Source organism: Paenibacillus sp. TAB_01 (assembly GCF_043945595.1).
Taxonomy (GTDB): domain Bacteria; phylum Bacillota; class Bacilli; order Paenibacillales; family NBRC-103111; genus Paenibacillus_S.
On sequence record NZ_JBIFNP010000001.1, the window covers coordinates 6718321 to 6731801 of the forward strand.

Below are 13481 nucleotides of genomic sequence, written 5' to 3' on the forward strand. Positions count from 1 at the left end.
AGGAACCGCTTTGCAACTGAAAAAGCTGTCTTTGCAGCATTATCGCAATTACGATGAGGTTTTTTTTGAGTCCGGCCATATGGTGAATATCATTGTGGGACCGAACGCGCAGGGGAAGACGAATTTGCTGGAATCCATCTTTGTGATGGCTTTGACCAAATCCCACCGGACGCACCAGGACAGGGAGCTGATCCAGTGGGAGCATCCGCATACGCTGCTTCATGCCGAGGTGGACAAAAAGTATGGCTCGGTGACGCTCGACCTGGCCATTTCCCAGCAGGGGAAGAAGGCGAAGATTAACGGGCTGGAGCAAAAAAAATTAAGCAACTTTATCGGTTCGCTGAACGTAGTGATGTTTGCGCCCGAGGATCTCGAAATTGTCAAAGGCTCCCCTTCCGTCCGCCGCCGGTTTCTCGATATGGAGCTCGGTCAGGTGCAGCCGTCCTACTTATACGATTTATCGCAGTATCAGAAAATTTTGGCGCAGCGGAACCAATATTTAAAGCAATTGTTCAGCACAAGGGATACAAAAGCGGCCATGCTGGAAGTTTGGAATGAACAATTGGCGCAATTTGGTATTAAAATCATTAAAAAACGTCAAAGCTTTATAAAGAAGCTGCAATCCTGGGCGGAGAAGATTCATTCCGGAATAACCGCCGGCAAGGAACAGCTCCGCATTGTGTACTCCACGGCTTTTGAAGAAGCGGCCATCGAAGATGAATCTGTTTTATTTGACCAATTTATGATAAAGTTATCACAGGTAAAAGAACAGGAACTTCGGCGTGGTGTTACATTGGTCGGTCCGCATCGGGATGATTTGTTGTTTTATATTAACGACAAGGAAGTGCAGACGTTCGGCTCTCAGGGCCAGCAGAGGACGACCGCCCTTTCTTTAAAGCTGGCAGAAATCGAATTGATCCGGGAAGAGGTTGGAGAATATCCGATCCTTTTGCTGGACGACGTGCTGTCCGAGCTTGATCAGTTCCGTCAGACGCAGCTGATCGAAACATTTCAGAATAAGGTTCAAACCTTCATAACAACGACCGGCATTGAAAGCATAGATTTGTCAAAATTGGAAAATGCTTCTGTCATTCATGTTTGCAGCGGAAGCTTGACATAGAGCAACGTACTGTTCCTTCCAGCAAGTCTCACGTTAAAAGGAGATGGCCTCATGTTCATCCATTTAGGCGGAGAAAAAATTATTCGCGCATCCGAGCTCGTTGCTATATTCGACTTATCCATCGAAAAATCTTCGAAAATATCTAAGCAGTTCGTCAGCTTCGCGATCAAGGAGAAACGGGTCGAAGTGATCGGTGAAGAGGAAAGCAAATCGCTTGTCGTTACGCAATCCAAAGTTTACTACTCTCCAATCTCATCCATGACCTTGAAGAAACGGGCGCATCATTTGTTAACAAACTAGATTTTACCTTGGAAAAGTAGGTGTCAACATGTCTGTGAATCAAAATACGTATGATGAAAGTCAGATACAGGTGCTTGAAGGGCTTGAGGCTGTTCGTAAACGTCCGGGGATGTATATCGGATCGACCAGCAGCAGAGGCCTTCATCATCTTGTTTGGGAAATCGTCGATAACAGTATCGATGAGGCGCTGGCTGGCTTTTGCACGAAGATTGAAGTGATCGTTCACAAAGATAACAGCGTCACCGTCATTGATAACGGCCGCGGTATTCCTGTAGGTGAGAATGCGAAGCTGAAGCGTTCCACGCTTGAAGTCGTGCTCACGGTACTTCACGCCGGAGGTAAATTCGGCGGTGAGGGTTACAAGGTGTCCGGGGGGCTTCACGGGGTAGGTGTGTCGGTTGTTAACGCTTTGTCCAAAAAACTGGTGGCTCAAGTCAAGCGTGAAGGAAAGATTCATCAGCAGGAATACCAGCGCGGTATTCCCCAATACGACTTGAAAATAGTCGGCGAAACGGATGAGAACGACACAGGCACCGTCATTACCTTTTGGCCGGACGAAGAAATTTTTTCCGAGACGACGGACTATGATTATGACACGCTGCAGGCCCGGATCAGGGAACTGGCGTTTCTCAATAGAGGCATTGAAATTTCGTTAATCGACGAGCGTACGGACGTCAGCAACACCTATATGTACGAGGGAGGGATTGTCTCTTTCGTCGAGTACTTGAACCGCAACAGAGTGGCTGTGCATGAACCGATATTTACGGAGGGCACCAAAGATTTTATCCAGGTGGAGATCGCCCTTCAGTATAACGACAGCTACACAGAGAACATTTATTCGTTCGCGAACAACATTAACACGCATGAGGGCGGTACGCATGAATCGGGCTTTAAGAGCGCATTGACGCGGATTTTGAACGATTATGCCCGGAAGTACAACTCGTTGAAGGACAGTGATTCCAACCTGTCGGGCGATGATGTGCGCGAAGGCTTGACCGCGATCATTTCGGTGAAAATCCCTGAGCCTCAGTTCGAAGGACAGACGAAGACCAAGCTCGGCAACAGCGAAGTTCGCGGTATCGTCGAGTCCCTGTTCTCGGAGAAGCTGATGGAGTTTCTTGATGAGAACCCGGCCGTTGCCAAAAAAATCATTGAAAAAGGCGTCCAGGCCGCGCGTGCCCGCGAAGCTGCACGGAAAGCACGCGAGCTGACTCGCCGTAAAAGCGCGCTTGAAGTAAGCGCCCTGCCGGGGAAGCTGGCGGACTGCTCCTCCAAGGACGCATCCATCAGTGAAATTTATATCGTTGAGGGTGACTCGGCCGGCGGCTCCGCCAAGCAAGGGCGGGACCGTCATTTCCAGGCGATTTTGCCGCTGCGCGGTAAAATTTTGAACGTGGAGAAAGCGAGACTGGACCGGATTTTGTCCGATACGGAAATTCGGGCGATGATTACGGCGCTCGGCACCGGAATCGGAGACGATTTCGATATTTCGAAGGCGCGTTATCACAAAGTCATTATTATGACGGATGCCGACGTCGACGGCGCCCATATTCGTACGCTGCTCTTAACCTTCTTCTACCGCTACATGCGCAAGCTGCTGGATGCGGGCTATATTTATATCGCTCAGCCGCCGCTGTATAAGCTGGAGCGCAACAAGACCGTTCGTTATGCTTACAATGACAAGCAGCGCGAGACGATTATGCAGGAGTTCGGTGACGGCGGCAAAGTAAACGTTCAGCGTTATAAAGGTCTCGGCGAGATGAATCCGGAGCAGCTGTGGGAAACGACAATGGATCCGGAAAGCCGTACGCTTTTGCAGGTTAGCATCCAGGACGCGATTGACGCCGATTTTATTTTTGATATGCTCATGGGCGAGAATGTAGAGCCGCGCAGAGACTTTATTCAGCAGCATGCCAAGTATGTCAAGAACTTGGACTTCTAATAGCGGCGCTGGTAGAACCAGACTTACCCGGATTCAGAGAATCGGTTTGTGGTTTCTGGCCGCTCTCCTTTTATGGCTGACGCCGGGACTATTCCCGCAGAAACCGCTGGTGTTATATACCGATTACGTTACGGTTCTCGCTTATCATCATATTGATGATTCCACCAATGGTATGGTTACTATAAGCACGCCATTGTTTCATAGCCAGTTAACCGATTTGATGGAGCGAGGGTATCACTTTATTACGTTGGCGCAGTTCAAGCAATTTTTGGCGGGAGGGTCGGTTCCTCCCAATGCCGTGCTTGTGACGTTTGACGACGGGTACAAAAGCTTTTTTACGAATGCATACCCTATTCTCAGAGCAATGAACATCCCTGCCGTTAATTTTGTCATTACGAAGGATTTAGAGCACCCCGAGCAGAGCCGTATTCCCTCCTTGTCGCGGGATGAAATCAGGCAGATGACGCGCGAGGATTCAGATATCGATGTGCAGTGCCACACAGACAGTCTGCATGATACCGCCCCGAACGGAGAGGCTCTCTTTACGTCAAGACTCAGCGGCGGGAATACGGAGGAGACGGAGCAGGCGTTCGAGCAGCGGATCATTGCCGATACGAGGCTGTGCCGCTCCAAGCTTGAGGCGCTCTATGCCAGGCCGGTCGATGCCTTCGCCTATCCCTTCGGTACGTATGATGCGGAATCGGCGGATATTCTTACCCGATCGGGAATCAAGTATGCTTTTACGACTTACAGCGACATCGTCACCCGCGGAATCGATCCGCTGCAAATTCCGAGGATTAATGCGGGCAGCCCGTTTATCCGGTCGAATTCATTGAATAATTTAATTATAAAACGGCTGTACCAGCAAAAATGACGGATATCCGCTAGTTGAAATTTTTGTTACAAGGGCGTTGCTTATGCAAACCCGTGAATGCTTATGAAGTAGGCTTTGTTTTAAGCAAAGCCCTTAGGAGGTAAACCATGTCCGAAGAACAACGTTCACAAATAAAAGATATCGATATCGGCTCGGAAATGCGTACTTCCTTTATCGATTACGCTATGAGTATTATCGTTAGCCGTGCTTTGCCGGACGTAAGGGACGGGCTGAAGCCGGTGCATCGCCGTGTTTTGTTTGCGATGTCCGAGCTCGGCATGTCTCCGGACAAGCCTTACAAGAAATCGGCCCGTATCGTTGGTGAAGTCATCGGTAAATACCATCCTCACGGGGATGCTTCCGTTTACGGGACGATGGTTCGGATGGCGCAGGATTTCTCCCTTCGCTACATGCTGGTCGACGGTCATGGGAACTTTGGTTCGATTGACGGCGATATGGCTGCGGCGATGCGGTATACCGAGGCACGTTTGTCCAAAATCGCGATGGAGCTGCTGCGCGATCTGAATAAGGATACGATCGACTTCGTTCCGAACTACGACGGCGAGGAGCACGAGCCTGCGGTACTGCCGTCCCGGTTCCCTAACCTTCTGGTTAACGGCAGCTCGGGGATTGCGGTCGGGATGGCCACCAATATTCCGCCGCATAATTTAACGGAGGTTATTGACGGGGTTCATCAATTGATCGAGAACCCGGATATCACACCGCTTGAATTGATGCAATCGATCAAAGGACCTGACTTCCCGACCGGCGGTTATATTATGGGCCGTGAAGGGATCAAGCAGGCTTACAGTACCGGTCGCGGCTCTGTAACTATGCGGGCCAAGACAACCATTGAAGAAAATAACAATAAGGCGCGCATCATTGTTCACGAGCTGCCTTATCAGGTTATTAAAGCCCGGCTGATCGAGAAAATCGCGGAGCTTGTCCGCGATAAGAAAATCGACGGCATTACGGACCTGCGGGACGAGTCCGACCGCAACGGCATGCGCATCGTGATCGAGCTGCGCCGTGACGTCAACCCGAACGTCGTACTGAACAATTTGTTCAAGCATACGGCGTTGCAGTCCAATTTTGGGATCATTATGCTGGCGCTTGTCAATGGTGAGCCGAAGGTATTGAACCTGAAGGAAATGCTGTTCCATTACCTGGAGCATCAAAAAGAAGTCATCCGCCGCCGTACGGAATTCGAATTGCGTAAAGCGGAGGCGCGCGCTCACATCCTGGAAGGCTTGCGGATTGCCTTGGATCACCTTGACGAAGTCATTGCTCTGATCCGCCGGTTCCAAACGACCGAGGAAGCGCGTGAGGGCTTGATGAGTCAATTCTCATTGAGCTTTGACCAAGCCCAAGCTATCCTGGATATGCGTTTGCAGCGCTTGACAGGATTGGAACGCGAGAAAATCGAAGCCGAGTATGCGGAGCTTCTGAAAAAAATCGCGGAATTCAAAGCGATTCTTGCCGATGAGCAGCTGGTTCTGGCTATTATTAACGATGAGCTGAAGGAAATTAAAGAAAAATTCGGCGATGAGCGCCGTTCGGAAATTACATTCGGTGGAGACAGTATCGAAGATGAGGATTTGATTCCGCAGGAAGATGTGATTATTACGATTACCCATACCGGGTACATCAAACGTCTGCCTGTTACCACGTATCGCAGCCAGAAGCGGGGCGGTAAAGGGGTCATCGGAATGGATACGAAAGACAACGATTTTGTCGAACATCTATTCGTAACCAACACTCACCACTACCTTCTGTTTTTCACGAACAAAGGGAAGGTATACCGCTTAAAAGCTTACGAGGTGCCTGATCTGAGCCGGACGGCCAGAGGGACACCGATCATTAACCTGCTTCAGATCGAGCAAGGTGAAACGATCAATGCCGTTATACCTGTAGAAGGCTTTGAATCCGAGCAGTATTTGTTCTTTGCAACGAAGAACGGGCTGGTGAAGAAAACCCCGCTTAATGATTACGGCAATATCCGCAAAGGCGGTTTGATTGCCATTACTTTGCGTGAGGACGACGATCTGATCGGTGTGAAGCTGACGGACGGCAACCAAACGATCATTATGGGCACCAAAGAAGGGATCTCCATCCACTTCCCTGAACAGGAAGTCCGTCCTATGGGGCGTTCCGCTACCGGTGTGAAAGGGATTCATATTGGGGAAGAGGATGCCGTCATCGATATGGATGTCGTGGATGTGAATAACAGTGTCTTGATCGTTACTTCCAAAGGCTTCGGCAAAAGGACGCTGGTTTCCGAGTACAGACTGCAATCCCGTGGCGGCAAGGGCATTAAGACGCTCAATGTAACGTCGAAAAACGGTCCTGTCGTCGGCTTGAAAATCGTCAGAGACGATGAGGATCTCATGATCATAACCGCGCTTGGCACCATTATACGGACGAGCATGTCGGGAATCTCCATGATGGGCCGGAATACGCAAGGGGTCCGGTTGATCCATATTCGCGACGAAGATGAGGTTGCAACTGTCGCTAGAGTGGAAAAGAGCGAAGAGCCTCTTGATGATGAAGAAGAGGGCGAAGAAACGAATATTTCGCAAGACAATGAATAAATAGTCTGCCTTTTTTAGCGGTACAAGGAAGAATGGGGGTTACATCCCCATTCTTTTTCGTTTAGAATAAGTATTGATACGATAGAAAGCAAGGTGACGCGATCCATGGCGATTGTTTCCGTTTCCCAATTAAAGCCCGGTGAGAGAATAACTGAAAATGTACAGACCAGAAGAGGCAATCTGTTGCTGCCCAAAGGAAGAGTCATCACGGAGAAGGAGATTGAAGTATTAAAAGCATTTCTCATCTCATCCGTCCAGGTGGATTCCAAAACGCCCGAACCTCAAGTGTCAAAAGAAAACGCAGTTGTTGAGGAAACGGCAGCACCGGTTAGAAGCAATCCGTTTTATGACGAGTATGATAAGATGCTCTCTTTGCTTAAGAGGGTCTTCACTTCGGTCAGCGGGGAGATTCCGCAAATCCTTGAAATACGTAACCAACTGGAAAGCCTGCTTCAGTACATTGATCAATATCAAGTACTTACGTTTTCGCCCCGATCGTTTCAATTGGAGGATTACATATATCACAACAGCATTATGGTGAGCCTTACTTCCTACTGCTTAGCCAAATGGCATGGGCTCCCCTCCAAGGACTGGATCCCTGTTGCTCTAGGCGGCTTGCTGCACGATATTGGCAATGCCAGAGTCGATACGCATATCCTGTTTAAGCCGAACAAGCTGACAAAAGAAGAAGCCGAGGAAATGAGAAAGCACACCATTATCGGGTACAACTTTTTGAAGAATGTGAAGGCCATCAGTGATGGGGTTAAGTTTACGGCGCTGCAGCATCATGAGCGTGAGGACGGTTCCGGATATCCTTTAGGAGTAAAGGGTGAGAACATCCATCTTTATTCAAAAATTATCGCGATAGCAGATATGTTTCATGCCATGACGACAGACCGGTATCATAAAAAAGCCGAGTCCCGATATCTTGTCTTGGACCAGCTTTTCAATGAGTCTTTCGGGAAGCTGGATCCCGCTTTAGTCCAGACTTTCATTCAAAAGGTGACCCAGTTCCATAACGGTGTCCTGGTGAAGCTTAATGATAATCGCATTGGGGAAATCGTATTTTCAGATCGAACGCATCCAACACGGCCATGGGTGAATGTAAACGGCACAATTATTAACTTATCGCTGGAAAGAAGTCTATATATACAAGATGTGATTCAAAAGTAAACTTCATCCTTGACTTGGAATGATATCCTATGATAAATTAATCTTCGCTGCTTTTGCAGGAAGATTTTTTTGTTTGAAGAAAAAAAAGCTTGCAATGATATAGGCAGATGTGATATATTAAAAAAGTCGCCGCTGAACAAGGTGACAATAACCGACAAAGCTTGAGATTGTAGTAAAATCATGCTTTTGAGGCTTGAATAAGAAGCATTGCCCTTTGAAAACTGAACAACGAGTGAGTGAAATAAAAGAGAATGCAAATTCTCGCTAGCAAGAAATTTTGAGCTTAAGACAAGCTCTGTTACAAGTTATACAACTTTAATGGAGAGTTTGATCCTGGCTCAGGACGAACGCTGGCGGCGTGCCTAATACATGCAAGTCGAGCGGATTGTTCCTTCGGGAACAGTTAGCGGCGGACGGGTGAGTAACACGTAGGCAACCTGCCTGTAAGACCGGGATAACTATCGGAAACGATAGCTAAGACCGGATAACTGGTTCTCTCGCATGAGGGAATCATGAAACACGGAGCAATCTGTGGCTTACGGATGGGCCTGCGGCGCATTAGCTAGTTGGTGAGGTAACGGCTCACCAAGGCGACGATGCGTAGCCGACCTGAGAGGGTGATCGGCCACACTGGGACTGAGACACGGCCCAGACTCCTACGGGAGGCAGCAGTAGGGAATCTTCCGCAATGGACGCAAGTCTGACGGAGCAACGCCGCGTGAGTGATGAAGGTTTTCGGATCGTAAAGCTCTGTTGCCAGGGAAGAACGCTTGGGAGAGTAACTGCTCCTGAGGTGACGGTACCTGAGAAGAAAGCCCCGGCTAACTACGTGCCAGCAGCCGCGGTAATACGTAGGGGGCAAGCGTTGTCCGGAATTATTGGGCGTAAAGCGCGCGCAGGCGGTTATTTAAGTTTGGTGTTTAAGCCCGGGGCTCAACCCCGGATCGCACTGAAAACTGGATGACTTGAGTGCGGGAGAGGAAAGTGGAATTCCACGTGTAGCGGTGAAATGCGTAGAGATGTGGAGGAACACCAGTGGCGAAGGCGACTTTCTGGACCGTAACTGACGCTGAGGCGCGAAAGCGTGGGGAGCAAACAGGATTAGATACCCTGGTAGTCCACGCCGTAAACGATGAGTGCTAGGTGTTAGGGGTTTCGATACCCTTGGTGCCGAAGTAAACACAGTAAGCACTCCGCCTGGGGAGTACGCTCGCAAGAGTGAAACTCAAAGGAATTGACGGGGCCCCGCACAAGCAGTGGAGTATGTGGTTTAATTCGAAGCAACGCGAAGAACCTTACCAGGTCTTGACATCCCTCTGACCGGTACAGAGATGTACCTTTCCTTCGGGACAGAGGAGACAGGTGGTGCATGGTTGTCGTCAGCTCGTGTCGTGAGATGTTGGGTTAAGTCCCGCAACGAGCGCAACCCTTGACTTTAGTTGCCAGCATTGAGTTGGGCACTCTAGAGTGACTGCCGGTGACAAACCGGAGGAAGGTGGGGATGACGTCAAATCATCATGCCCCTTATGACCTGGGCTACACACGTACTACAATGGCCGGTACAACGGGAAGCGAAGGAGCGATCTGGAGCGAATCTTTAGAAGCCGGTCTCAGTTCGGATTGCAGGCTGCAACTCGCCTGCATGAAGTCGGAATTGCTAGTAATCGCGGATCAGCATGCCGCGGTGAATACGTTCCCGGGTCTTGTACACACCGCCCGTCACACCACGAGAGTTTACAACACCCGAAGTCGGTGGGGTAACCCGCAAGGGAGCCAGCCGCCGAAGGTGGGGTAGATGATTGGGGTGAAGTCGTAACAAGGTAGCCGTATCGGAAGGTGCGGCTGGATCACCTCCTTTCTATGGAGTCCATGATGACTGCAGGTCATCGGACATAAAGCAGCGCAAGCTGCAAACACTCATTCACTCGTTGCTCAGTTTTGAGAGGTGCAATATCCTTTCAAACCTAATTCGTTTGGTGATGATGGCGGAGGGGAACCACACGTTCCCATCTCGAACACGACCGTTAAGCCCTCCAGCGCCGATGGTACTTGAACCGAAGGGTTCCGGGAGAGTAGGACGTCGCCAAGCGAACCTGTATTATGCAGGTGGATATAAGTCATGTTGCGGGCCCTTAGCTCAGCTGGTTAGAGCGCACCCCTGATAAGGGTGAGGTCGGTGGTTCGAGTCCACTAGGGCCCACCATAACTAAATAATAAGCTATGGGGCCATAGCTCAGCTGGGAGAGCGCCTGCCTTGCAAGCAGGAGGTCAGCGGTTCGATCCCGCTTGGCTCCACCAAGATTATGTTTGTTCCTTGAAAACTAGATAACGAAACAAAAGCATAGAATCATCCTTGAAAGAGGTAGATCTTATGATCTTACTCTTTACCATCTTTAGCTGCCGTTCGATCGTATCGAACACGGGTTAAGCTAATAAGAGCACACGGAGGATGCCTAGGCGCTAGGAGCCGACGAAGGACGTGGCGAACGACGAAATCGCCTCGGGGAGCCGTAAGCAGGCGTTGATCCGGGGATGTCCGAATGGGGGAACCCAGCTGAGGTAATTCTCAGTTACCGCTATCTGAATACATAGGGTAGTAGGAGGCATACGAGGGGAACTGAAACATCTAAGTACCCTCAGGAGAAGAAAACAAGAGTGATTCCGTCAGTAGCGGCGAGCGAAAGCGGAACAGCCCAAACCAGAGGGCTTGCCCTCTGGGGTTGTGGGACGTCAATGTGGGTTTAGCAGAGTAGATGAAGCGGTCTGGAAAGGCCGGCCACAGAAGGTAACAGCCCTGTAATCGAAATTTTGCGAAAATCCTAGACGGATCCCGAGTACCGCGAGACACGTGAAACCTCGTGGGAAGCAGGCAGGACCATCTGCCAAGGCTAAATACTCCCTAGCGACCGATAGTGAAGCAGTACCGTGAGGGAAAGGTGAAAAGAACCGCGGGAGCGGAGTGAAATAGAACCTGAAACCGTGTGCTTACAAGAAGTCAGAGCTCGTTCATGAGTGATGGCGTGCCTTTTGTAGAATGAACCGGCGAGTTACGTTCCCGTGCAAGGTTAAGGTGAAGAGCCGGAGCCGCAGCGAAAGCGAGTCTGAATAGGGCGTATCGATATTTTCTTACGAAAAATCGCAGTACGTGGACGTAGACCCGAAACCGTGTGATCTACCCCTGCCCAGGGTGAAGGTGCGGTAACACGCACTGGAGGCCCGAACCCACGAATGTTGAAAAATTCGGGGATGAGGTGGGGGTAGCGGAGAAATTCCAATCGAACTCGGAGATAGCTGGTTCTCCCCGAAATAGCTTTAGGGCTAGCCTCGGGAGATGAGTAGTGGAGGTAAAGCACTGATTGGGTGCGGGGCCCGCCAAGGGTTACCAAGTCCAGTCAAACTCTGAATGCCACATACTTTATCCCGGGAGTCAGACAGTGAGTGCTAAGATCCATTGTCAAGAGGGAAACAGCCCAGATCATCAGCTAAGGTCCCCAAGTGTGTGTTAAGTGGGAAAGGATGTGGAGTTGCAAAGACAACCAGGATGTTGGCTTAGAAGCAGCCACCATTGAAAGAGTGCGTAATAGCTCACTGGTCGAGTGACTCTGCGCCGAAAATGTAACGGGGCTAAACACACCACCGAAGCTATGGCTCGTGCAAACAAGATTTGCACTTGGGTAGGGGAGCGTTGTATGTAGGTAGAAGGTGTACCGTAAGGAGCGCTGGACAGCATACAAGTGAGAATGCCGGTATGAGTAACGAAAAGATCAGTGAGAATCTGATCCGCCGAAAGCCTAAGGGTTCCTGAGGAAGGCTCGTCCGCTCAGGGTAAGTCGGGACCTAAGGCGAGGCCGAAAGGCGTAGTCGAAGGACAACAGGTTGAAATTCCTGTACCACCGTGAACCGTTATGAGCAATGGGGTGACGCAGAAGGATAGTGACGCGGACTGATGGATGTCCGTCCAAGCAGAGAGGCTGGTGTGTAGGCAAATCCGCACATCGTAAGGCTGGTCTGTGATGGGGAGCGAAAATTGCAGTAGCGAAGGTCATGAGTTCAGGCTGCCAAGAAAAGCCTCTAGCCAGGGAGAAGGTGCCCGTACCGCAAACCGACACAGGTAGGCGAGCAGAGCATGCTAAGGCGCGCGGAAGAACTCTCGTTAAGGAACTCGGCAAAATGACCCCGTAACTTCGGGAGAAGGGGTGCCTCGGTAGGGTGAATAGCCCGAGGGGGCCGCAGTGAAAAGGCCCAAGCGACTGTTTAGCAAAAACACAGGTCTGTGCGAAGCCGCAAGGCGAAGTATACGGGCTGACGCCTGCCCGGTGCTGGAAGGTTAAGGGGAGTGGTTAGGGGTTTACCCCGAAGCTATGAACCGAAGCCCCAGTAAACGGCGGCCGTAACTATAACGGTCCTAAGGTAGCGAAATTCCTTGTCAGGTAAATTCTGACCCGCACGAATGGCGTAACGACTTGGGCGCTGTCTCAACGAGAGATCCGGTGAAATTTTAATACCTGTGAAGATGCAGGTTACCCGCGACAAGACGGAAAGACCCCATGGAGCTTTACTGCAGCTTGATATTGGACTTTGGTACGATCTGTACAGGATAGGTGGGAGCCTGAGAAGCCTGAGCGCCAGCTTGGGTGGAGGCGACGTTGGGATACCACCCTGATCGTATCGGAGTTCTAACCTGGTACCGTAAGCCGGTATGGGGACAGTGTCAGGTGGGCAGTTTGACTGGGGCGGTCGCCTCCTAAAAAGTAACGGAGGCGCCCCAAGGTTCCCTCAGAATGGTTGGAAATCATTCGAAGAGTGCAAAGGCATAAGGGAGCTTGACTGCGAGACAAACAGGTCGAGCAGGGACGAAAGTCGGGCTTAGTGATCCGGTGGTACCGCATGGAAGGGCCATCGCTCAACGGATAAAAGCTACCCTGGGGATAACAGGCTTATCTCCCCCAAGAGTCCACATCGACGGGGAGGTTTGGCACCTCGATGTCGGCTCATCGCATCCTGGGGCTGAAGTAGGTCCCAAGGGTTGGGCTGTTCGCCCATTAAAGCGGTACGCGAGCTGGGTTCAGAACGTCGTGAGACAGTTCGGTCCCTATCTGTCGTGGGCGCAGGAAATTTGAGAGGAGCTGTCCTTAGTACGAGAGGACCGGGATGGACGTACCGCTGGTGTACCAGTTGTTCCGCCAGGAGCACGGCTGGATAGCTACGTACGGACGGGATAAGCGCTGAAAGCATCTAAGCGTGAAGCCCCCCTCAAGATGAGATTTCCCAGTACGTAAGACCCCTTGAAGACGACGAGGTAGATAGGTTCGGGGTGGAAGTGCCGTAAGGTATGGAGCTGACGAATACTAATCGGTCGAGGGCTTATCCAAGAGAAAGCAAAGAAGAAGGATGTATGCTTGTTTCGTATCTAGTTTTCAGGGTAACAACCTTGAACAAATAGCTGCATGTCCCTTATAGGGATGGATATTTTCTTGCAGC

6 protein-coding genes, 2 tRNA genes and 3 rRNA genes are annotated in these 13481 nt (G+C 50.4%); all 11 read left to right on the plus strand.

Going from position 1 to position 13481, the window contains the following annotated elements; translation table 11 throughout:
* The first annotated feature begins 10 nt into the window (after positions 1-10).
* The 11 genes from recF to ACHHV8_RS32870 all read left to right on the plus strand — a co-directional run bounded on the left by recF (position 11) and on the right by ACHHV8_RS32870 (position 13372).
* Positions 11-1120 (plus strand): DNA replication/repair protein RecF, encoded by a 1110-nt coding sequence (gene recF, locus ACHHV8_RS32820; protein ID WP_395163361.1) that lies wholly within the window; start codon positions 11-13, stop codon positions 1118-1120.
* Positions 1121-1171: 51 nt separating this feature from the next.
* Positions 1172-1420, plus strand: coding sequence for an extracellular matrix regulator RemB (remB, locus tag ACHHV8_RS32825; protein ID WP_094016635.1), 249 nt, complete (start codon positions 1172-1174; stop codon positions 1418-1420).
* 28 nt (positions 1421-1448) lie between these two features.
* Positions 1449-3362: a DNA topoisomerase (ATP-hydrolyzing) subunit B gene (gene gyrB / locus ACHHV8_RS32830; RefSeq protein WP_395163362.1), complete on the plus strand. Its 1914-nt coding sequence runs from the start codon at positions 1449-1451 to the stop codon at positions 3360-3362.
* Positions 3340-4236 carry a polysaccharide deacetylase family protein gene (locus tag ACHHV8_RS32835; protein ID WP_395163363.1) on the plus strand — a complete coding sequence of 299 codons (897 nt, stop codon included), beginning with the start codon at positions 3340-3342 and terminating at the stop codon, positions 4234-4236. The genes gyrB and ACHHV8_RS32835 overlap by 23 nt, the downstream gene beginning before the upstream one ends.
* Before the next feature lie 107 nt (positions 4237-4343).
* The gene (gene gyrA / locus ACHHV8_RS32840) at positions 4344-6827 is read left to right on the plus strand and encodes a DNA gyrase subunit A (protein ID WP_395163364.1); all 2484 of its coding nucleotides are present in this window, start codon (positions 4344-4346) and stop codon (positions 6825-6827) included.
* Positions 6828-6932: 105 nt separating this feature from the next.
* A complete protein-coding gene (locus ACHHV8_RS32845; protein ID WP_395163365.1) occupies positions 6933-8000 on the plus strand; it encodes an HD-GYP domain-containing protein in 1068 nt (355 codons plus the stop codon).
* 315 nt (positions 8001-8315) lie between these two features.
* Positions 8316-9858: ribosomal RNA gene (locus tag ACHHV8_RS32850) — 16S ribosomal RNA — on the plus strand.
* A 114-nt stretch (positions 9859-9972) separates the two neighbouring features.
* Positions 9973-10089 (plus strand): 5S ribosomal RNA (gene rrf / locus ACHHV8_RS32855).
* Between the two features lie 37 nt (positions 10090-10126).
* Positions 10127-10203, plus strand: a tRNA-Ile gene (locus tag ACHHV8_RS32860).
* A 19-nt stretch (positions 10204-10222) separates the two neighbouring features.
* Positions 10223-10298, plus strand: a tRNA-Ala gene (locus ACHHV8_RS32865).
* A 124-nt stretch (positions 10299-10422) separates the two neighbouring features.
* Positions 10423-13372: ribosomal RNA gene (locus ACHHV8_RS32870) — 23S ribosomal RNA — on the plus strand.
* Together the 16S, 23S and 5S rRNA genes with 2 tRNA genes alongside form the textbook arrangement of a ribosomal RNA operon.
* Positions 13373-13481 lie beyond the last annotated feature (109 nt).

What these genes read in the sequence shown, in the direction of transcription:
- ACHHV8_RS32845 (WP_395163365.1), top strand. Translation starts at nt 6,933, where the DNA reads ATGGCGATTGTTTCCGTTTCCCAATTAAAGCCCGGTGAGAGAATAACT.
- gyrA (WP_395163364.1), top strand. Translation starts at nt 4,344, where the DNA reads ATGTCCGAAGAACAACGTTCACAAATAAAAGATATCGATATCGGCTCG.
- gyrB (WP_395163362.1), top strand. Translation starts at nt 1,449, where the DNA reads ATGTCTGTGAATCAAAATACGTATGATGAAAGTCAGATACAGGTGCTT.
- ACHHV8_RS32835 (WP_395163363.1), top strand. Translation starts at nt 3,340, where the DNA reads ATGTCAAGAACTTGGACTTCTAATAGCGGCGCTGGTAGAACCAGACTT.
- remB (WP_094016635.1), top strand. Translation starts at nt 1,172, where the DNA reads ATGTTCATCCATTTAGGCGGAGAAAAAATTATTCGCGCATCCGAGCTC.